Source organism: Lentibacter algarum (assembly GCF_018860975.1).
In the GTDB taxonomy this organism is placed as follows: Bacteria; Pseudomonadota; Alphaproteobacteria; order Rhodobacterales; family Rhodobacteraceae; genus Lentibacter; species Lentibacter algarum_A.
In genome coordinates this window covers 681644-702400 of record NZ_JAHKQI010000005.1, presented here as the reverse complement: position 1 = coordinate 702400, position 20757 = coordinate 681644, and the positions used below count along the sequence as shown (strand labels likewise).

Annotated in this window: 20 protein-coding genes; 9 read left to right on the top strand and 11 right to left on the bottom strand. The window is 59.2% G+C overall.

From position 1 onward, the window contains the following. Nucleotides 1-109: 109 nt before the first annotated feature. A complete protein-coding gene (locus KO498_RS07650) occupies nucleotides 110-1129 on the top strand; it encodes a GrpB family protein (protein WP_215959279.1) in 1020 nt (339 codons plus the stop codon). Nucleotides 1130-1135: 6 nt separating this feature from the next. On the opposite strand, the gene KO498_RS07645 is transcribed toward KO498_RS07650, so the two are convergent. From KO498_RS07645 to KO498_RS07625, 5 genes are read right to left on the bottom strand one after another with little or no spacing between them, the layout of a single operon-like run. Continuing rightward, on the bottom strand, nucleotides 1136-1588 hold the full coding sequence (locus KO498_RS07645; protein ID WP_215959278.1) for a hypothetical protein: 453 nt from the start codon (nucleotides 1586-1588) through the stop codon (nucleotides 1136-1138). Further along, nucleotides 1585-2067 (bottom strand): RNA pyrophosphohydrolase, encoded by a 483-nt coding sequence (locus KO498_RS07640; RefSeq protein ID WP_215959277.1) that lies wholly within the window; start codon nucleotides 2065-2067, stop codon nucleotides 1585-1587. Before KO498_RS07640 ends, KO498_RS07645 begins: the two co-directional genes overlap by 4 nt. Before the next feature lie 8 nt (nucleotides 2068-2075). Beyond that, the gene (locus KO498_RS07635; RefSeq protein WP_215959276.1) at nucleotides 2076-2819 is read right to left on the bottom strand and encodes a sulfite exporter TauE/SafE family protein; all 744 of its coding nucleotides are present in this window, start codon (nucleotides 2817-2819) and stop codon (nucleotides 2076-2078) included. Beyond that, nucleotides 2812-4071: a cytochrome P450 gene (locus KO498_RS07630; protein WP_215959275.1), complete on the bottom strand. Its 1260-nt coding sequence runs from the start codon at nucleotides 4069-4071 to the stop codon at nucleotides 2812-2814. Before KO498_RS07630 ends, KO498_RS07635 begins: the two co-directional genes overlap by 8 nt. Then, complete coding sequence (locus KO498_RS07625; protein WP_215959274.1) at nucleotides 4068-5186, bottom strand: sulfotransferase family protein; 1119 nt, start codon at nucleotides 5184-5186, stop codon at nucleotides 4068-4070. The genes KO498_RS07630 and KO498_RS07625 overlap by 4 nt, the downstream gene beginning before the upstream one ends. Nucleotides 5187-5265: 79 nt before the next feature. On the opposite strand from KO498_RS07625, the gene KO498_RS07620 reads away from it, so the two are divergent. The 7 genes from KO498_RS07620 to KO498_RS07590 are packed head-to-tail and all read left to right on the top strand — an operon-like array spanning nucleotide 5266 to nucleotide 14515. Continuing rightward, the gene (locus tag KO498_RS07620) at nucleotides 5266-6531 is read left to right on the top strand and encodes a hydroxymethylglutaryl-CoA reductase (RefSeq protein ID WP_215959273.1); all 1266 of its coding nucleotides are present in this window, start codon (nucleotides 5266-5268) and stop codon (nucleotides 6529-6531) included. Further along, the gene (locus KO498_RS07615; RefSeq protein ID WP_215959272.1) at nucleotides 6528-7433 is read left to right on the top strand and encodes a UbiA family prenyltransferase; all 906 of its coding nucleotides are present in this window, start codon (nucleotides 6528-6530) and stop codon (nucleotides 7431-7433) included. Before KO498_RS07620 ends, KO498_RS07615 begins: the two co-directional genes overlap by 4 nt. Further along, nucleotides 7433-9856, top strand: a complete 2424-nt coding sequence (locus KO498_RS07610) for a PEP/pyruvate-binding domain-containing protein (protein ID WP_215959271.1) — start codon at nucleotides 7433-7435, stop codon at nucleotides 9854-9856. The genes KO498_RS07615 and KO498_RS07610 overlap by 1 nt, the downstream gene beginning before the upstream one ends. Beyond that, nucleotides 9843-10940: a DUF3419 family protein gene (locus tag KO498_RS07605; RefSeq protein ID WP_215959270.1), complete on the top strand. Its 1098-nt coding sequence runs from the start codon at nucleotides 9843-9845 to the stop codon at nucleotides 10938-10940. The genes KO498_RS07610 and KO498_RS07605 overlap by 14 nt, the downstream gene beginning before the upstream one ends. Next, the gene (locus KO498_RS07600) at nucleotides 10940-12259 is read left to right on the top strand and encodes a diacylglycerol/polyprenol kinase family protein (protein ID WP_215959269.1); all 1320 of its coding nucleotides are present in this window, start codon (nucleotides 10940-10942) and stop codon (nucleotides 12257-12259) included. The genes KO498_RS07605 and KO498_RS07600 overlap by 1 nt, the downstream gene beginning before the upstream one ends. After that, entirely contained in the window at nucleotides 12256-13101 is an 846-nt protein-coding gene (locus tag KO498_RS07595) for a hypothetical protein (protein ID WP_215959268.1), read from the top strand. Before KO498_RS07600 ends, KO498_RS07595 begins: the two co-directional genes overlap by 4 nt. Continuing rightward, nucleotides 13094-14515, top strand: a complete 1422-nt coding sequence (locus KO498_RS07590) for an AMP-binding protein (RefSeq protein WP_215959267.1) — start codon at nucleotides 13094-13096, stop codon at nucleotides 14513-14515. Before KO498_RS07595 ends, KO498_RS07590 begins: the two co-directional genes overlap by 8 nt. A gap of 60 nt (nucleotides 14516-14575) precedes the next feature. Here the strand turns inward: KO498_RS07590 and KO498_RS07585 are convergent, their stop codons facing one another. The 6 genes from KO498_RS07585 to rsfS all read right to left on the bottom strand — a co-directional run bounded on the left by KO498_RS07585 (nucleotide 14576) and on the right by rsfS (nucleotide 20018). Then, nucleotides 14576-15910 (bottom strand): S41 family peptidase, encoded by a 1335-nt coding sequence (locus KO498_RS07585; protein WP_215959266.1) that lies wholly within the window; start codon nucleotides 15908-15910, stop codon nucleotides 14576-14578. Nucleotides 15911-15913: 3 nt separating this feature from the next. Next, nucleotides 15914-17053 (bottom strand): murein hydrolase activator EnvC family protein, encoded by a 1140-nt coding sequence (locus KO498_RS07580; protein WP_215959265.1) that lies wholly within the window; start codon nucleotides 17051-17053, stop codon nucleotides 15914-15916. Continuing rightward, nucleotides 17050-18570, bottom strand: coding sequence for a 2,3-bisphosphoglycerate-independent phosphoglycerate mutase (gene gpmI / locus KO498_RS07575; RefSeq protein ID WP_215959264.1), 1521 nt, complete (start codon nucleotides 18568-18570; stop codon nucleotides 17050-17052). Before gpmI ends, KO498_RS07580 begins: the two co-directional genes overlap by 4 nt. A gap of 81 nt (nucleotides 18571-18651) precedes the next feature. Beyond that, a complete protein-coding gene (locus KO498_RS07570) occupies nucleotides 18652-19161 on the bottom strand; it encodes a hypothetical protein (RefSeq protein ID WP_215959263.1) in 510 nt (169 codons plus the stop codon). 11 nt (nucleotides 19162-19172) lie between these two features. After that, complete coding sequence (gene rlmH, locus KO498_RS07565; protein ID WP_215959262.1) at nucleotides 19173-19643, bottom strand: 23S rRNA (pseudouridine(1915)-N(3))-methyltransferase RlmH; 471 nt, start codon at nucleotides 19641-19643, stop codon at nucleotides 19173-19175. Next, complete coding sequence (gene rsfS / locus KO498_RS07560) at nucleotides 19644-20018, bottom strand: ribosome silencing factor (RefSeq protein WP_215959261.1); 375 nt, start codon at nucleotides 20016-20018, stop codon at nucleotides 19644-19646. It abuts the gene before it with no gap. A gap of 234 nt (nucleotides 20019-20252) precedes the next feature. Between rsfS and KO498_RS07555 the strand changes: the two genes are divergently transcribed. Beyond that, a complete protein-coding gene (locus KO498_RS07555; RefSeq protein ID WP_215959260.1) occupies nucleotides 20253-20750 on the top strand; it encodes a hypothetical protein in 498 nt (165 codons plus the stop codon). The last annotated feature ends 7 nt before the right edge of the window (nucleotides 20751-20757 follow it).

The window sequence follows — 20757 nt, the reverse complement described above, 5'->3', positions numbered from 1 at the left end:
GCCAAATCAAGGGGGGTAAATCTGCCTAAGGTTTACCCCCGCTCGCGCATATTATTGCCGCTTTGCTTTGTTAGTGTTTGCTAACAACAAGTATAAGCAGACAGGCATTATGATACTTTTCAAGCGCAGTTTAATCTTGGCAATTCAAGCCTTTGCACATCTTTTCATCTCCAAGTTCTGTTACGAAATGAAGTGGGGCTTTGCCATCGGTGGCATCGCTCTTTTGTCGGCGGCGACGATCTTCATCTCGCCGATGATGATCATAATTCTGCCGCTTTGCGTCTCTGTCTCTAACTCGGCCTATACGCTGGGCACGCAACACTCGATGCTGGGTTACCTTGGCCTCGCAAAGGGCTTCACAACCGAGGCCTTGCTCACCGAAATCATCAAAACGAGCTTCGTGCGCAGCATAGGCTATAGCGTGGTTTTCGCTATCATAGCTGTGGTTTTACTGTGCAGTTTCAGCCTTGAATACCTCTCCGGATTTCTGTCAAATCCGCCTGAGTTCATCAAAGCCGAGCAAGCGTTGTTCATGTCGGGCAAGCTGCCTGCATTTGTCGTCGGGTTCCTGACGTTCTCGGCCTGCTCACTGGTCTATGAAAGCATCTATGCCGTGCCACTGGCCGCCGCTGCCTATTCGATCAGCCCCAATGCGCGCGGCTTTAACGGGTTTTGGGGCATGGGCTATCGCTGGAAGGAAGTGCTCTTCTGCCGCATCCTTTACTTGCTTTCGGTTTGCCTGTTTGCCCTCGTCCTTGCCGCGATATTCCTGAGCGCCAAGCAGGTTGGCATTGTCACCCATTACATCACCAGCTTTGCAACAGGCGCAGCACCCGACTTTGAAACATACCCCGTCGAGGCGCTGGCCCTGACAAGCCTCGGAGCACAGCTCGGTTTTATCGCGTTTATGCTCTTCGGCGTCTACCTGGCGAGCCCCTTCTTGCACGCGGTGCGCGCATTGGTGTTCCGCGACAAGCTGCGTGAACACCTGCAAACAGAGGAGGCTGCCTATGAAGCCGCCAAACCAACACCGGAAATGCTGCGCAAAGCCGCCGAGAAAAAGCGCGCTGACAGCCGCAAGCTCTGGAAAAAGCGCATGCCTGCGCCGCTCACCGTTGTCAAAGAATAGAGCGTTCTAACGATCGCTCGCGTTGTCGCAACCACCCGCTCTTTGGCACTGCTCAATCTTTTCGCGGGCTCCCTTGTCGATCTCCAGAAATGACCAGAAAGGGCAAGGCTCTGCGTCAAACACCAACTCGCTGCCTTGCTTGCGCAGAAACAGAACCTGCCGTGCATCTAATGTAACCCCACCGCACCACGCGTCAAAGCAATGAATGTTCACTGTCACTATCTCGTCAAACGGCACGTTAAAGCCCGTCGTCGCAAGACGCTTACCCAAAAACCGCGCTTCAAAGCGCTTGCTGTCGGTCTGTTCGGTGCCCTCAAAGCGCCCGTCAACAACGTAAAACTGCTGCTCTGACTCCTCGGCTGCTGCATATGCTCCCTCCGGCGTGGGCGGCGAGCACGACAGCGCATTGGCCATGCTGGCGCTCAAAATCAGGCAAAGACAGGCACGTAACAACATCATATCTTATCCCCCAGTTCCTCCATCACCGCCTGATAGACCGCACGTTTGAACGGCACGATATTGTCAACAAGCTCCCCCGCAGGAAGCCAGCGCCACTCAGAGAATTCGGGGTGTTCTGTTGCGATATTCACGTCAGCGTCCGCGCCCTGAAAGCGCAGCAAAAACCACTTCTGCTCTTGCCCTCGAAAGCGCCCCTTCCAGATTTTCGGCACAAGATCATGTGGCAAATCATAGGGTAGCCAGCCCTGCGTTTCGGCCACAACCTCAACCAGATGCGCCTCAACGCCGGTCTCTTCCCAAAGCTCGCGCAAGGCGGCGTCGCGCGGCGCTTCTCCGTCATCAACCCCGCCTTGGGGCATCTGCCAAGCGGCGACATCACTGTCGCACCGCTGGCCGACGAACACCTCGCCCTTGGCGTTGGCAAGCATCACCCCGACACAGGGGCGATAGGGCAGTTTGGCAATGTCTTCGGGTGTCATAGTGAGCCTCATTTCAGGAAAAACAGTATGGTCATCACCAGACCAACTGCAACAATTCCGGCGCGCAGAGCGGCCATGTTTTTGATCCTGCGGGAATAGCGCGCACCGATGTAGCCGCCCGCCGTTGTCGAAACCGCCAGCACAAGGGCGCTCTTCCAAGCGATCAAACCAGCCAGCGCAAGTGCCGCGACAGAGACAATCGAGATTAGCCCCGAGATCAGGTTTTTCAGCCCGTTCATGCCGTGAATGTTTTGAAAGCCCATAAGGCCGAACACCGCCAAAAGCATGAGGCCCAAACCGCCGTTGAAATAACCTCCATAGATCGAAACGGTGATCAAGATCATGTAGCTGCCAATGCGCCCCAAGCCGCCGTCAATTGCCAGCACAGACAAAAGCTTGTTGCCAAAGGCAAAGGCCAAAGTCGCGATCAGCAGGAGCCACGGCACCAACCCGACAAAGGCCTCCTCGCTGGTGACAGTCAGCAAAAGCGCGCCTGTTAAGCCGCCGCAACAGGCGACGATAAACATCTCCCGCAAGCTCATCACGCCCTCGGCAGCGATGTCCTCTCGAAAGGCCCAAGCACTGCCGAAATAGCCGGGAAGAGCTGTCAAAGTCGCCGTGGCATTGGCCATGATCGGCGGAACCCCGAGCCAGACCAGCGCCGGAAACGAAACGAAAGTGCCGCCGCCCGCAACCGCGTTCAGCCCGCCAGCCACCAGCCCCGCGAGGCATAAAACCACGATTTCAAACATCATCACCCTCTTTGTGCAGCCGCATCCTTACAGGCCCTTCATGCCGCAAAGTGATGCCCGGTGAAAGGCCCAAACCCTGATCAGGCAGCAGCTTCAGCCGAAACCGTGCAAAGACACGGTTAAGCACATGCGCCCCGATCGTGTTGGCCAGATACAAGCCGACACAGCGATGCTCGCCAAGCCCGAACGGAATGCAGCCATCGCGCGCGCGGGGGTGATCGCCTGCGAACCTCGCCGGATCAAAGCGCTCTGGATCGTGCCAGAGCTTGGGGTGTCGGTGCATAAGATAGGGCGAAATCAGCACCGAGCTGCCACGCGGGATGTGATAGCCACCGATGGTGTCGGCCTCTACAGCGCGCCGTTCTATCACCCAGATTGAAGGGTAAAGCCGTATCGCCTCGGCGAAAATTGTTGCGGGATCAGCCGCTTCGTGCCCGCCCGAAGATGCACGGATAAACGCCCAAGACAAGGCGTTCGCTGTGGTCTCATGGCCTGACAACAACAGCGTCACCGTCGCATCCCGCAGTTCGGTGTCGCTCAGGTGGGTCTCGCCCGCGCCCTCATGCGCGGCAAGCAACCGCGTCAACACGTCATCGGGGCGTTGTGTGCTACTGCGGCGCGCAAGGATGAGCTCAAGCACGATCCCGTCAATCTCCTTCAGCGCTGCCTTAAAGGCAGGCCTGTGCAGCCGTGGCGACAGAAGCGAGGCGTCAAGAGGGGCTTCGATGCGCCGCCATGTATCAGCCAGAACCACTTCAAGCGCGGCGTTCAGCTTTTCGGTGTCGATGCTTGACGAGAACAGAACCTCGATCACGGCAGCAATCACCAGCTGCATCATTTCATCCACGATATCGACTTCACCCGCCAGCTGCCAGCGTTCCAGCATCGGTTCAATGAGACGGTCAAGCGCCGGTTCAATGCCGGTAAAATTGCTCGGCTGAAAACCGGGTTGGACCAATTTGCGGTGCCGTTTCCACGCAACCTGATTGGCCGAGAGCAGGCTGTCGCCGGTGGTGGCGGCAATCCTGTGGGCACTGCGGGTGTTCTTGTCGTAATTGCTGGCATTGCGTGTCAGCACATGCTCGACATACTCGGGGTGATTGAGCAAATGCACCGTCACCGGCCCAAAGCGCATCCGAACAATATCGCCATGCTCATGTGCGGCCTCGGCCAGAAAACCCAGAGAATCTGCGCTAAACTCGGTAAGTGAGCCCCAAATCAACGCTCCCTTTGGCCCGGGTGCGCGCTTCATTTAGGGTAGTTCCCTTTTTCAAAGCTACGCGCCCAACGCGCGGCAACCACCGCTTTTGTGGCCGCATCCAGCCCATCAAAACTGTTCTTCTTGTAGCCAGCAAGACTGTCGACATAAGCGCGCAGTTTTGGCTCGAACGCCTCAAAGCCGTCGAGCGACAACTGCCTGTAAACTTTGGCAAGCTCTTCAACCGGGTTGGCTTCCAGCGCGTCAAATCTGATCTCAACGATCCGCCCTTCAGGCACGGAAGGCAGGTCTTCGTAAAAGGCGTCATACATCGTCTCGTGGCGCTGTAGTATGCCCTCGTCAATGGCGCTGATGTCTGGCTTTTGCAGATAGGTATACCAGCCAGCAGTGTCAAAAAAGTGCCGCTGCGACTGAAACACGCGGTAAGGATCGCGGTGAATATGCACAAACCTCGCGTCCGGAAACATCTCAAGTATGGTGCGAATGCGCGCAGTATGCGGCGGCGACTTGATCAGCAGCGCCCGCGCATCATCCAGCGAGAGCTTCTTGCAAAACCGCACAAAGGCCGCTTTCCACTTGCCGACTTCACGCGGTTCGACATCACGAAATGTCATGTAACGATCGTAATGTTGCATCCGGTTCGGAAAGCTGGTGCCAAGGTAAAGCGAGGTCAGCGTCATCAACAGCGGCGCAAACTCGTCCTCCTGCGGCGAGCTGAACTTCAACGCCATGTTGTCCATAGGCCGCGTCTCGGGCACCAGCCAGGGGAACATCCTTGTGGTGAAATTTTCTGTAGTCAAAAACGTGTAGGGGTTCACCACTTGGTAGGTGTTGGGAAACTGGAACTGCGCTTCGTCCTGCGCCAGAAGCTCGTGCAGCAACGTCGTGCCGCTGCGCCAATGCCCGAGCACAAACAGCGGCGGGCGGGTTAGTTTTACCTGCTCGACAGCCCGCCCGTAGCGCAGCGCCTCAACCGCCGCAAACACCGAGTTTGACAGGCTCGCCAGCGTGATAACAGCAGCGCGGTGCCAATAGGCAGGCGAAACCCGAAAGCGGTTCTGCATCAGCAATTTGCACCACTTTCCAAAGGTAATACCCGTCAGGTAATTGTGGCTTATGCTCCAGCGATGCTTAAGGCCGTTTTTCATTTAGTTTCCTTGCCCGATCGCGCATACTGTAGCCATATTGTGAGAGAAATACTTTGAAAGTAAAGCAGGAGCGCGGCACTTGACCATCCCATCGCATGTTATTGAAATGCTGCACAAAGTGCGCGCTCGCTTTCAGGCGGCGCCGTTGAAAGAGCGCATGCTGCCAAATGACGCCGACTTCACAACTCTACGTCCGGTGCGCAAAGCCAGCGCGGCCTCGGTGAACAAATACTGGAGCCGTCTGTCAGAAGTCGCCTCACCGGATGACCAGCAGGCCATAGCCGACCCGCTGACAATGACCGAACCAGACCAGTTCAGCGCCAATATCGAGAACTTTATCGGCACCGTCAAAATGCCGGTCGGTATCATCGGCCCCTTGCGCATCAACGGGCTGAACGCGCATGGCGACTATCACGTGCCGATGGCCACAACCGAGGCAGCTTTGGTTGCCTCCTATGCACGCGGCGCCTACGCCGCGACAAAGTCGGGCGGCATCAGCACAGCCCTGCTCTATGAAGGCGTCATTCGTACACCGGCCTTTGTGTTTGACGAGTTGCTCAATGCGGGCCTCTTCGTTGAGTGGGTCGTCAGCCAGATCGACAGCCTCAAAGCCAAGGCCGAAGGCACAACCAATCACGGCAAGCTTGTTTCGGTCGAGCCGGTGATCGACAACAACATCGTCTTTCTCATTTGCCGCTACACAACAGGCGACGCGGCAGGCCAGAACATGGTGACAATCGCGACCAACGCGCTGTGCGAAGATATCGCCGCGCGCTGCCCCGTGCCTTTGAAGGCATGGTATATCGAGGGCAACTTTTCGGGCGACAAGAAAGCATCGTTTCTCGGTTTGGTCACAGGGCGCGGACGCAAAGTCAGCGCTTCAGTCACGCTGTCGGCGGAGGTGGTCGAAAAGACGCTCGGCACCACAGTGCAAGCCATGCTGGATTACGGACAAGTCGCCAATCTCGGCTCGCATTTGTCCGGTCAGCTCGGCGCACAGGCGCATTTCGCCAACGGCCTCGCAGCGCTTTACATTGCCACAGGCCAAGACGCGGCCTGCGTCGCCGAAGGCGCTATCGGCATCACCCGCATGGAGGCCCGCGACGACGGACTGTTCTGTTGCGTGACCATGCCAAACATTCTTGTCGGCTCTGTCGGCGGCGGCACATCACTGCCAAGTCAGTCAGCCGGGCTGAACATTCTGGGGCTCAAAGGCGCGGGCAAAGGTGCGGCATTGGCCGAAGTTGCCGCCGCCACCTGCCTCTGCGGAGAAATCTCCATCGTCGCCGCTATCGCCGCCGGGCATTTCACCCGCGCACATGAAAATCTGGCCCGCCACAGATGAGTTTCTCTGCCCTCTGGACATATCAAAAAGAGCGCTTCCCGCTGGCGCAAACCATGCCGCTTCTGGCCGTGTTCTCCGCCGCGAGCCTCACCGTCTCGGCCGAGCTGTCAGGCCGCGATTTGCCAAGCTACGGGGCTTACATCGCAGGCTTCATTGTTGCGCTTATGCTGTTCTTTCAAATGCGGGTCTGCGACGAGTATAAAGACCTTGAGGATGACACCCGTTACCGCCCTGAGCGCCCTATCCCCCGCGGCCTCGTCTCGCTCCGCCAGATTATCACGCTTGGCCTTGCCTCCCTTCCCATCGCTGCTTTCGCAACTTGGACGTGGCATCCGCCCGCGCTTTGGCTGCTGGCACTGGTCTGGGCGTGGCTAGCGGCCATGACAGCCGAGTTCGGCGCGCCTGAGTGGCTCAAAGCGCGCCCCGTGCTCTACTTGCTCAGCCATATGCTGATCATGCCGCTGATCGACCTTTTGCTCACCGGCTTTGAGTGGCTTCCCGCAGGTTCCGCTGCCAACGGGCTCTGGCTGTTTCTGGCGCTGTCCTTCGTCAACGGTTGTGTGCTCGAAATCGGCCGCAAGCTCTGGGCGCCCGAGGCCGAAATCACTGGCGTCGATACATACTCCCGCCTCTGGGGGCCGCGCAAAGCAGCCCTTGTCTGGAGCGCATGCGTCCTGCTCTCCTTCGCGCTCTTGCTTGCGGTCTGCCAAGCCACTGGCGCGCTTTGGGTTGGTCTTATGTTTGGCGGGTTTGGCGCAGCACTCTGCCTGTCAGCCGCCGCTAAATACGTCAAAAACCCAACACCTGAAGCCCAAAAGCAGCTTGATACCCTCGCTGGCCTCTGGGTGTTTGACTGCTACGCCATCGCCGGTTTTGCACCGCTTGTTCTAAGGATGCTCTGATGTCGCTGATTGTCACACAGGAAGACGCGCGCGAGGTCGAGGTCGTCGGTGGCAAGGCCGCCGCCCTCGCACAATTGGCTGGCTTCGGTTTCAACCCGCCTGCATTCTTTGTGATCAAAGCTGACGCATTCGAGACATCCGGCCAGATCAAAGGCCTTAAAGCCGCGCTCAAGAACTTGGGTAAAGGCCCCTTCGCCGTGCGCAGTTCTGCCCGTCAGGAAGACGGCGCCGAGCACAGCCATGCAGGCCAGTTTGACACCCACTTGAACGTGCAAGCCGCCGATGTAGGCAAAGCCGCCAAGCAAGTCTGGCAGTCCGGCTTTTCGGAAACGGTTGCAACCTACCGCGCTCTGAAAACCGGGGCCGCCGCTGAGGGCCCCGCCGTCATCGTCCAACAGATGATCGACGCACACGCCGCCGGCGTTGCCTTTTCCGCTGACCCCGTCACAGGCCTGCGCGGACAGGTGACTATCTCGGCCATCGCGGGCTTGGGCGAGCGTTTGGTCTCAGGCGAGGAAGACGGCGAAGACTGGAGCGTTGGCAAAACCGCCTCTGGCCCCGCCAAACCCGAAGTGCTTACATCTGACGAAGCGCTGCAAGTCGCCGCTCTGGCACGCAAGTCCGAAGAAGCCTTCGGCCTGCCGCAAGACATTGAATGGGCGCTTGACGCTGACGGGCTGCACATCCTGCAATCGCGTCCGATCACCACGCCGCTTTTGCCCCTGCCGCAGCCTGACGCGCACCTGACGATCTTTGACAATTCCAACATCGTCGAGAGTTACCCCGGCATGGTCAGCCCGCTGACCTACTCGTTTGCGGTGCATGTCTACACCCGCGTTTATCAGGCCTTCGTGCGGCTGCTCGGCGTGCCTGAAAAGACCGTTGAAGAAAACGCCGCGGTGTTTTCCAACATGCTCGGCGTGGTTGACGGGCGGGTCTATTACAACCTCGTCAACTGGTATCGCGCGCTGGCTTTGCTGCCCGGTTTCTCGCTCAACCGCGCCTATATGGAAACCATGATGGGCGTCGATACGCCCATGCCTGCCGAGGTCACAGACAGTATCGGCCCGCCCCCCGCAAAGGGCCTCAAGAAGCTGCTTGAATACCTCAAACTCATCAAAGTCGCTGGCAATCTGCTCTGGCAAGCCTTCCGTCTGCCCCGCACCCGCGCGCGCTTTAACGCGCGGCTTGATGCGGCGCTCAACAGCGGGTTTGAAGTCAGCACAGCCGGCCCAACCGCCCTCGCCGCCGAGTATCGCCGCATTGAAAGCACCCTGCTTGACCGCTGGGATGCGCCGCTGATCAACGACTTTCTGTGCATGATCGCCTTCGGTGCTTCGCGCAATATGCTTGAAAAATGGCTTGGCGCTGACGGGCTCACTCTGCACAACGACGTGATGATCGGTCAGGGAGATATCATCTCTGCCGAGCCAGCTCAGCGCATCGCCACGATGGGGGCGATGGTGCGTGAGGCAGGCCTGGCCGAGGCCCTTGGCCAGCACGGATTAGGCGCACTTGACGCACACCCAGCTATCGCTGCGGAGGTGCGATCCTACCTCGACAAATTCGGTGACCGCTGCACAGAAGAGCTCAAACTTGAGAGTATCCCGCTCACAGAAGACCCGACAAGCCTGCTGCAAGCTATCGCCTTCAGTGCCACGCGTGACAGCGTCGAGAAACATGACACGCAAGAGCCCAACTGGGCCGCGCTCTTTCCCAAAGCACCGCTCAAGCGCCGCGTTGCAAAGTGGGTGATCAGCTGGACAAAGAACCGCGTGCGTGACCGCGAGAACCTGCGTTTTGAGCGCACCCGCATCTTCGGCTACACGCGCCGTGTTTTCCTTGCGCTCGGGCGCGAGTTCGCGGCGCGTGGGCTGCTCAAAGCCCCGCGTGACGTGTTTCACCTCACCACGCAAGAGGTGCTCGGCGCGGTCGAAGGCGCAGGCCTTTCGGCTGATCTCAAAGCGCTGGTGGCCCTGCGCAAAGCGGCAAGCCAAGCCGCCGCCCAGCGCCCTGATCCGCCCGAGCGGATCGAGCTGCGCGGCCCCGCAATCGCTCCTGTCTGGAACGAAACACCCGTAGAGAAAGACAGCGCAACGGCCCGCAGCGCCACAGGCTGCTCGGCAGGTCAAGTCACAGCCCGCGCCCGTGTGATCCGTGACCCGCGCACAGAGGCGCTTGAGCCCGGCGACATCCTCGTTGCGCGTCACACAGACCCGGGCTGGATCGCGGTGTTTTGCAACGCCTCGGCAATCGTGGTCGAGCGCGGCTCGCTTTTGTCACATTCCGCCATCGTTGCGCGTGAGCTGGGCATCCCCTGTGTCGTGGGCCTCAAAGGCGCAACACAATGGATAGAGAACGGTGAGTTGATCAGCGTTGACGGTGCAACAGGCCAAGTGGAGCGCATAGATGCAGACCTCTGAGATTGAAAGCAAAGCCGACTTCGAGCACATCCGCTATGCACAACTCTGGGAAGATGCCGACGTGCTGACCAAAGGCTTGGGCGACTGCAAAGGCGGCACGCTGGTGTCGATCTGCTCGGCGGGCGACAACGCGCTGGCTATGCTGACGCTCGACCCGGCGAAGGTCGTGGTGGTTGACCTGTCCCTCGCCCAGATCGCCTGCCTCAAGCTGCGTATCGGCGCTTTCACAAACCTCACACACCCCGAGTTTTTGCAGCTCATGGGCGCACGACCAAGCGACAACCGTAAGGCGCTTCTCTCCAAGGCATTGAAAGGCACCGACGCCGAAACAACCGCCTACTGGCAAGGCTTGGCCGACGAAGTCGAGCAACACGGCGCAGGCGGTGCGGGCAAGTTCGAGCGCTACTTTCGCATCTTCCGCACGCGGCTTCTGCCTTTCGTGCACAGCCGCAAAACCATCGACGATACCTTCGTGTCGCGGCCCAAGCCCGAGCGTCAGAAGTTCCTCGATACGCGCTTTAACACATGGCGCTGGCGGCTGCTGCTAAATGCGTTTTTCTCGCGCTTCGTGATGGGCCGTATGGGCCGCGACAAAGCCTTCTTTGATCACGTAGAAGGCAGCCCTGCCGAGCACGTCGCAAGGCGCATTCACCATGCCGCCGTGGAGTGCGACCCAGCCGAGAACCCCTACTTGCACTGGATCCTCAAAGGCACGCACGGTGACGCCCTGCCGATGACATGGCGTGAGGAGCACTACGAAACAATCAAAGCGCGGCTTGATAGGCTTGATATCAGGCCCGGTTCGCTTGAGGCCTTCGTCTCCACCGGAGAAAAGGCCGACGGTTTCAACCTCTCTGACATTTTTGAATATATGTCCGCCGAGGTTTTCGAGCAGGTCTATGGCAGTGTGCTTGCCGCTTCCGCACCTGGCGCGCGGCTGGTCTATTGGAACATGATGGTGCCGCGCCGTGTGCCCCCCGCTTTTGCGCAGCAAGTCACCACGCTGACAGCGCTAGAGGACACACTCAAGGCCCAAGACAAAGCATTCTTTTACTCCGATTTTGTGGTTGAGGAAGTCACCTGATGAGCGTCACCTTGCAGATCATCCTTGCGCTTGCCTCTGTCGCCACGCTGCTCTGCCTCATGGCGGTGGTGCGCTGGCTGGCGGCGCGCAGCGATATCGGCTCTGAGGTGCAGCGCAAGCTTGTTCACATTGGCACAGGCCTCTACGCGCTCACCCTGCCTTGGCTGTTTCCAACGCGTTGGCCTGTCTACTTTCTGGTTGGTCTCACACTTCTGGTTATGCTCGTTTTGCGCCTCCCCGGCTCCAAACTCGGCAAGACCCTGCACAGCGTCGAGCGGCAATCATATGGTGATTTCCTGCTCGCAATCTCCGTTGCCGTTTGCCTGTTTCTGGCGCAAGAGCAGCTCTTCCTTTACGTGCTCCCGATCGCCGTTCTCACGCTTGCCGATGCCGCTGCAGCGCTGGCCGGAAGCAATTACGGAACCAAGTTTTTCAAGGTCGAGGAAGGCCAGAAAAGCATCGAAGGCAGCGCCGTCTTTTTCACCCTCACCTTGCTGATAGCTGTCTTCTGCCTCATGCTGATGACACCCCTGCCACCAGCAAACATCATCGTGCTTTCGCTTATGGTCGCGGGGTTTGGCACTTTGGTTGAGGCAGTCAGCTGGCGCGGGTTTGACAACTTGTTCCTGCCCGTTGGCCTGCTGATCTTCCTGTTCTTTCACGCCCAAAACCCGCTGCTCGAGCTGCTTTTAACGGCAGCACTTTTCACCGTTAGCATACTCGCCTTTCTCAAAATTGCGCCCATGCTTGGCCTCAGCAGACACGCCGCGCGGGTCTATGTGATCACTGTTTTCGTCCTGCTCGCAGTGACCGAGATGCAAAATGCCGTGATGCCTATTCTTGCGCTCGGTGCGCACGCCTGGAGCCGCAGTGTCACGCCTTGCTCTGGCAAATACCCAGATCTCGACATCGTCGCAGGGCTGGCTTTTCTCAGCCTCGGCTGGCTGACGCTGGGCAATGCCTCGGGCTGGAACGCGATATCCTTTTATGGCCTCACCGCGATGTCTTTGGTCACGGGCCTTTGCGCCGTAGCACTCTCAAAAAGCGCGTTGTTTGCGCGGCTCGCGTCGTTGCTGGCAATCACTGCGGCTCTCTGCGGTATCCGCTTCGTGGTGATTGGCCTCAATCCTGAAACGACAAACTGGAACGGGCCGATGTGGGGGCTGGTCATCGCCTGCCTTGTCTTGGCAGCGGTCGTGCCCTCACTCTTTGCGCAGGCCTTTGCCAAGGCCCGTGTGACAAAGCTTGCGCTCATGTCGCTGCTCATACCGCTTCCTGCTTACCTGATGGTGATAGATTTTTCGAGGTTCACACTATGACGCAACATGTGTTTCAAGCCGAGGGCGCAAAGCTCACCGTGTTTCTTGACGGCCCCGAATGGGACGGTGCGCCGACAGCGACAATCGGCGCTTTCACCTGCAAAGCCGAAACGGCCGGAGCTGACGTCTTGCAGCAAGCGATCACCTTCGCCCGCGCGCAAGGCCTCTCTCGCGTCATCGGCCCGATGGACGGCGACACATGGCACAGCTACCGCTTTGTCACCGAAAGCGATGGCAGCCCTGCCTTCCTGCTTGAGCCGCGCGAAACCCCTATGCCGCTGGAGCTGTTCAAAGTCGCAGGCTTCACCGAAATCAGCCAGTATTTCTCGGCCCGCGTGCCGCTGACGCAAACCGCGCTCACCAAGCCCGCGTCAACCGACACTTTCACCATCGAACCGTGGGATGGCACCAACCCCGAAGCGCTGTTCAATCAGGTGTATGACCTTTCAAGCGAGGCTTTCTCGCAGAACATGTTTTACAAACCTATCAGCCGCGAGGCCTTCCTCGCGATGTATATGCCAATGGTGCCAATGCTCAAACGCGAATTGATCTTTTTTGCGCGGCGGCCCGATCAAAGCCTCGCGGGCTTCCTCTTTGGAACGCCGAACTTTGCCGAAGGCCCGCAGCCAAGCAGCGCGATATTGAAAACCTACGCCAGCCTTGAGCGCGGCGCAGGGCAGCACCTCGCTTATGCCTTTCACAAAGCCGCCGCCGCTGCAGGTTATGACACCGCCATTCACGCACTCATCCACGATGACAACCAGTCCGCCGAGCGCAGCGCCGCCGAGGGGGCTGATGTCTTCCGCCGCTACGGGCTGTTCGGGCTAAAGCTCGATGGGTAGCATCCTCAACGACTTTAACGCTGCCGTTGCGCGGCACCCCGAGCGCGTGGCAATCGTTGATGGAGCGGGCATAAGCACCACCTTCACCGAGCTGCAAAACCGGGCTGAAGGCCTCGCACGCACATGGCATCGCAAAGGCATCCGTAAGGGTGATCGCGTGCTCTTGGCGATGGGCATCGGAACTGATCTCTACGCAAGCCTCGCGGCGCTCTGGTCGCTCGGCGCGACAGTCGTTCTGCCCGAACCCGCGATGGGGCTCAAAGGCCTGCGTCACGCTGCCCGCGTCACCAAGCCCGCGGCGTTTTGCAGTGCGGGCGCCTACGGCTTGCTCAAGTTTGCCCTGCCCGAGCTTTGGCCAATGAAACACCTGCGCCCACACAAGAGCAGCGGTGCTGCACCTGGCTTGCCGCCGCCCTCCGAGACAGACATCGCTCTCATTTCTTTTACCTCCGGCACCACAGGCATGCCCAAGGCAATCCCGCGGAGTCACGCGTTTCTCAGCGCGCAGCACCGCGCCATCGCGCCGCTTTTGCACAGTGACAAGCCCGAGCGCGATCTGGTCACGTTTCCCGTGTTCGTCTTGATCAACATCGCCAGCGGCCAAACCTCTGTGCTGCCCAACTGGAAGATGTCACGGCTTGGCAAACTCGCCCCCACGCAGCTTGAACACTGGATCACCAGCCAGAATGTCACCCGTGCCTTACTGCCCCCCTCGCTCTGTGAAAAGCTCGCTCAAACGCAGATTCCTGCCACGCTGCACACCGTCTTCACGGGTGGCGGGCCGGTGTTTCCCGACATGCTCGCAGCCCTCAACACCGCCAAGCCAAGCCTGAAAGCGGTCTGTGTTTATGGCTCAACCGAGGCCGAGCCGATCGCCCATCTGCCTGCTCATGACATCACGGCTGATGACCACGCGCTGATGACCTCCGGCAAAGGCCTGCTCGTCGGCACGCCTGTTGATGTCGTCAATGCGCGTGTGCAGCAGGGCGAAATTCAAGTCGCAGGCGCGCATGTAAACAGCGGCTATCTTGACCCCGCCCATGACGCCGAAAACAAGATCGTCGAAGGCAAAACTATCTGGCACCGCACCGGCGATGCAGGATATTTTGATGCCCATAACCGCCTTTGGCTGCTGGGGCGGGTCGGCTCGGAGGTCGACACAGCCATAGGCCCTGCCTTCCCGTTTTCTATCGAAGTTGCTGCACGGCAGTGGCAAGGGGTTGCGCAATGCGCTTTGGTCGCCGTCAACAGCACCGCAACGCTTGCCGTCGCCGGAGACACAGCGCAACGCGCGACGTGGACAAACAATGCCGCCAAGCTCGGCATCACTTCTGTCAAATCCGTCAGCCACATCCCGATGGACAGACGCCACGCGTCAAAGGTTGACCGCGCGGCATTGCTCAAACTGCTCTAGCGCATAGAAAAAAGGCCGCGCTCTCGCAAGCACGGCCCTCTCGATGTCTTTGCCTATAGCTTACTCAGACGGGCCGAGCGCCGACAGACCTTTCAAAATGTCGATGGCATAGGCGAGCTGATAGTCGTCAACCCGCAGCTTGGCAGCGGCAAGCGCTTTTTCCTGATCGCGCTTGATTTGCTCGATCTCGTCTTCAGTCAGACTGTCATTGCTGATGCTGCCGCGCAGGTCAGCCTCGGTGCGTGCCTTGAACTTGACGTCCGCCTCCTCGGCCTCTTCTTCGGTGCGGCGTGGTTGCTCGACAACGATATCAGGTGAAACGCCAAGCGCCTGAATAGAGCGGCCCGATGGTGTGTAGTAGCGAGCCGTCGTCAGGCGCATCGCCCCTTCGCCCCGCAGTGGCATCACAGTTTGAACCGAGCCTTTCCCGAAGCTCTTGGTGCCAACCACAATCGCGCGGCGATGATCTTGCAGCGCTCCGGCAACGATCTCTGACGCCGAGGCCGAGCCACCGTTGATCAACACAACCAGTGGCTTGCCACCGGTCAAGTCACCCGCAACCGCGTTAAAGCGGTCGCCGTCTTCAGGCTTGCGGCCGCGTGTCGACACGATCTCGCCACTCTCAAGGAAGGCATCCGATACTTTGATCGCCTGTGTCAGCAAGCCACCGGGGTTGTTGCGCAGATCAAGGATAAAGCCGTTAACCTTGTCCATGCCGCCCGCTTCCTCAACTTGCTTGGCAATGCCGGCTTCAAGGTTGGGGTAGGTCTGGTCGTTGAACGTGGTCAGGCGCAGAACAACTGTCTTGCCTTCGATGCGCGAGCGCACCGCCGTCAGTTTGATGGTGTCGCGGATGATCGAAATTTCCAGCGGCTCGTCAGCGCCTTCACGGGCAACGGTGATCACGATCTCGCTGCCAACGGGCCCGCGCATCATTTCGACGGCTTCATCAAGCTGAAGGCCAAGCAGGCTCTCGCCGTCAACATGAGTGATGAAATCACCAGCCTCGACACCGGCCACATCAGCGGGTGTGCCGTCGATCGGGCTGACAACTTTCACAAAGCCGTCTTCCTGCGTCACTTCGATGCCAAGACCGCCGAACTCACCGCGCGTCTGCACGCGCATATCAGCGGCGTCATCAGGGCTCAGGTAGCTTGAGTGCGGGTCAAGCGAAGTGAGCATCCCGTTGATCGCGGCTTCGATAAGATCGCCCTCGTCAACTTCCTCGACATATTGCGCGCGGATCCGCTCAAAGATGTCGCCGAACAGATCAAGCTGCTGGTAAACGTCTGTAGTTTTGGCTGATTCTTGCGCCAAAAGCGGCGCCGCGACTTGCGTGGTGATCACCAGCCCCGCCAAAGTGCCGCCCGCGGCAGCCATCAGAAACTTCTTCATTGCTCAATCATCCTTTACTGACCGGAACCACCCCTCGGGATTTACCGGCTTGTTGTTTTCTCTTACTTCCAAGTAGAGCGTTTCTGAAAGATCACTTCCAGCCCCGTTTTCAACTTGGGTCAAAATTTCGCCGACAGCCGCACTCTGGCCGCCCATCAGGCCAAGCGGCGCGCCCTCGGCAAGCACGTCTCCCGTGGTTGCATACACTACATCAAGCCCGCCGAACACCATCAACAGCCCGTTTTGCGGTTCAAGTATCATCACGTTTCCGAAGTCGAGCAGCGGGCCTTGGTAACGCACTGTCGCAGCCGCAGGATTGCTGACAAGAGCACGGGGGCGCGTGGCGATCAGAACACCCTCGCGTTTAATGCCTGCGGCATCGGCCTCACCTGCACTGCGCAAAATGCGGCCGGCAACAGGCAAAGGCAGCGTGCCCTTACGTGTCTCAAGCACATCGTTTGCAAGTTCAACAGGGCCGCCGCTGATCTGCCAGAGGCTTGAAGCAAAGCTCTCAAGCGTATCGGCAGTCGCAATAAGCAGGGCCGTTTTCACCGGGTCTTCAATAAACTTTTTCGGCAGATCGACGCGGTCAGCGATAGCCTGGTTCAACTCGGTGCGCGCCTCTTGTGCTCCGGAAAGGCCCTTTTGCAAGTTGCTCTCGGCGTTGGCCTGTAGCGCTCGCAGGGTGCTCACCTCGTCAAGCTTGGCGCGCAACTCGGCCGCCTGCAGCGCCAGCGCTGGTGTCATCTCAGACACGATCATACCGGCCCGCGCCGTGCCCAAAGCCCCCTCGGGGTGCAAAAACAAACTCGGAGAGCCAACCCGCCCGCGCGCTTGCAGCACGGTTAGCAAGCCAGCGATCTCTTCTTCCTGTGCTGTCAACTCAAGCGTCAACGCGCGCTCGCGGATCGTCACCCGCCGCAAGCCCGAGCGCACCGCTCCAAGGCCTGCTTCAAAGGCGCGCACTGTCTGGGTCAGCGCCGCGACACGGTCTTTGCCGCTCTTGGCCTTGCCCAGCGCAAGCTCGGCGGCCTGCACTTGCTCAAGCGCTGCCTTTGCCGCTTCGGCGGGGGGCTGCTCTTGTGCATTTGCCGCTGATCCAGCCACAAGGGCCGCAGCTAAAAGGCAAGCGCGCATTGTCATGTGATCAGGTTCACTCCGGTCATTTCTTTAGGCTGTTTCAAGCCCATCAAACTCAGGATGGTCGGCGCCAAATCACTCAAACGCCCTTCCCGCAGCTTCGCACCCTTCGGCCCGCCAAACAACAACGCCGGCACGGGGTTTGTAGTGTGCGCAGTGTGCGGCCCGCCCGTTTCAGGGTCAATCATCATCTCGCAGTTGCCGTGGTCAGCCGTCACGATCATCGCGCCTCCGGCCTTCTCAAGCGCCGCCATAACCCGCCCAAGCCCTGCATCAACGGCTTCACATGCCTTGATAGCGGCCTTCAAGTCGCCCGTATGGCCGACCATATCGGGGTTGGCATAGTTGGTGACGATCATGTCAAAACCGTCTTCTATCGCCCCGACAAAAGCGTCGGTCACCTCCGCCGCACTCATCTCGGGTTGTAGATCATAGGTCGCAACCTTTGGGCTCGGCGCCATGTAGCGCTCCTCACCTTCGTAGGGCGTCTCTACCCCGCCATTGAGAAAGAAGGTCACATGCGGATATTTCTCTGTTTCCGCACAGCGAAACTGCCGCTTGCCCTGCTTTGACACCCATTCGCCCAGCGTGTTGATGATCTCGCGCGCAGGAAACACCGTGCTCATATAGGTGTTATGCGCATCAGAATACTCAACCATACCCAGTGCCGCCGCCAGCTTGGGGCGCTTACCGGTATCAAAGCTGTCAAATGCGGGGTCAGCGATTGCCGCCAATATTTCGCGCGCCCGATCCGCCCTGAAATTGAGGCAAAACAAGCCGTCGTCGTCTTGCATCCCGTCGTAGCCCGCAAGCACCGTGGCAGAGATGAACTCGTCGGTTTCGCTGCGGTTATAGGCGTTGGAAATTGCGCCGTGGGCATCTGCGGCCCTATAGCCGCTCTCTCCGAGCACCATTGCATCGTATGCTTCCTTCACCCGCTCCCAACGGTTGTCGCGGTCGAGCGCAAAATAGCGGCCCGTGACAGTGGCAATCCGCGCGCCCTCCGGCAGTGCTTCTTGTAACGTCGTGAAATAGCCGTAGGCCGACTTTGGCGCAACATCGCGGCCGTCGCTTATCGCATGCAAACATACAGGCACGCCGGCGTCGGTTATGGCGTTTATCGCCGCGATGAAGTGGCTGAGGTGCCCGTGCACCCCCCCGTCAGACACCAGCCCAAGCAAATGCGCCGTGCCGCCTGTGGCTTTGAGGGTGTCGATAAACGCCAGCAGAGCAGCCTCCTCAAAGAAGCTTCCCTCCTCGATCGACAAGTCGATCTGCCCGAGGTCCATCGCCACAACCCGCCCCGCGCCAATATTGGTATGGCCCACCTCCGAATTGCCCATCTGCCCGCGCGGCAAGCCAACGTCAGGGCCGTGCGTCGTCAAAAACGTTGAGGGGCACTCTGCAAGCAGGCGGTCATAGTTGGGTGTCTCGGCAAGCAGCGGCGCGTTGGCCTCTGGGCTGTCAGAATGGCCCCAACCGTCAAGGATACATAAAACAACAGGTTTCGGGGTGCTCATGGGCCAGTTTCCTCTTTGCTGACGCATGTAAGCCCTGCGCCGCCTCGAGGCAACCGCCCAAGGGGCTGTTAGCGCAACCGATCAACGCAAAAGCGCGCCCATATGCTCGGCGATCGCCCGTTCTCCGGCCGCCTTAAGCGCCGCGTCATCAAGCCCGGCACGCTGGCAATACTCGGCAACCTCCTGCCGCGCCTGCGCTCCAACTTCCATGACACGCGCTGGTGTGCCGTCAAACTCGGTGTCAAACACCGCCGCAACAAGCCCCTCGATGTGGCCCTGGTGGCCCGCATCCGGCGCGTCGGGCGCTTGTTCGGCAATCTTGGGCAAAGCCTCGCCGCGCACGACATCCTCAAAGGCTTCGCGCATCTCGACGCGCTGCTCGGGGCTGAAACGCACACCGCTCTCGGCCTCGGCTTTATTGAGCGCCTCTTCCAGAACCTCCATAAGCTGCGGCAAAGCACGCGCCCGCACAGCGGCGCTCATCGGCATGCTACGGGTGGCATCTTCAGCAAGCTGCCTAACATCAATCTGCGCCGGATTGATTTTTGACAAGTTTGCCGCAGCTCCGCGTTTCTTGAAAAATCCGAACATCGCTCTGGTCCTTAAGTCCTGTGATACGGCGCACCGGCGAGAATAGACGCCGCGCGGTATAGTTGCTCGCTGAGCATGACACGCACCAGCATATGCGGCCAGACCATCTTGCCAAAACTGAGAGAAAAATCGGCTTTGGCGCGCAGGCCCGGTGCAATTCCGTCAGCTCCGCCAATCACAAAGGCGACGTCCTGCGAACCGGCATCGCGCCAGCCAGCCAGCCGCTCGGCAAACTGCGGTGAGGTCTCAAGCTTGCCGCGTTCGTCCAAACAAACAAGCACGCAGCCTTTGGGCAAAGCGCGCTCAAGCAACGCCGCCTCGGCCTCCATGCCGCCGCCTTTTCTGTCGTCAAGCTCATGAATTGTCAGCGCGGTAAGGCCAAGCCCGCGGCCCGTGCGCTCAAAGCGCTGCACATAGTCGTCTATCAGCGCCTTTTCAGGCCCGCTCTTGAGCCGGCCCATAGCGCAGATATGCACGCGCATTTAGCTGTTCGCCGTGTCTGGCGTCAGCCACATCTTCTCAAGCTGGTAAAACTCGCGCACTTCAGGGCGGAAGACATGAATAATGATATCGCCAGTGTCGATCAAAACCCAGTCGCCAGTGCCCTTCCCCTCAATCTTGGAAAAGCGGCCGTGCTCGACCTTCAGCTTCTCGGCCAGCTTCTCGGCCAGTGCCGTGACTTGCCGCGAAGAGCGCCCCGAACAGACGACCATATAGTCGCCCATAGAAGACTTGCCGCGCAGATCAATCTGCACGATATCTTCGGCTTTGTCGGCTTCAAGCGTGGCGAGGATCACAGCAAGCAGCTCGTCGCTGGTCAATGGATCAAACTCTTTGCTCTGTTTAAGTGGGCTCATTGTGGCCTCAGCAGTGTCGGGTGACAGGGGTAAACCCTCCTTCTGGCGCACCTGCGAAAGCTCCGGTGCCGAGCATAAATTGATTCTAGCACCGCATATGCAACTTCTCAATGACAGCTTCAAGCGCGCAATTTCCTGCGACCAATTTGAGACAAACTCCGCTAAAACTTTATGAACGGGCTGGAAAAAGTCATCCCTTTGACGCAAGGACAAAGCACTTAAGGGGGAACTGCTATGCGAATTGCTGCTTACATCATCGCCGGATGCCTTGCTTTGGCAACACCCGCTGCGGCTCAAGGCGGGGCTCAGGAAGAGGCTGCAACAGCCACGCAACCTGCGACTGCCGCGTGGCAAACACGCGTTGAGGGCTCGCAACATATTGCAGCCGCGAGCAACCGCGGCGGCCAAACCGCGATTGTGAACTTCTCCAAAGACAGCAAGAATGCAACGTTGTTTGTAACGGGCCTCTGGAAAACCCGCCCGCTCGACTTGCGCCTCTGGGTCGCCTACCCCGGCAACAAGCGCAGCTATATCGACACCTACCGCTTTGCCAAGATCGTCGAGCATGACGGCAAGTTCGCCTATCTCCTCGAAATCCCGCCCTCTCAACTGCGGCCTCTGCGCGGCGGCGAGATGCTGGTGATCGAAGACCTCAACCACCGCGCCCAGATCCCGCTGTCCGGCTCGTCAAAGGCCATCACCGCAGCCCAACAAAGCGCGGCAGCCAGCTGAGGCAGCG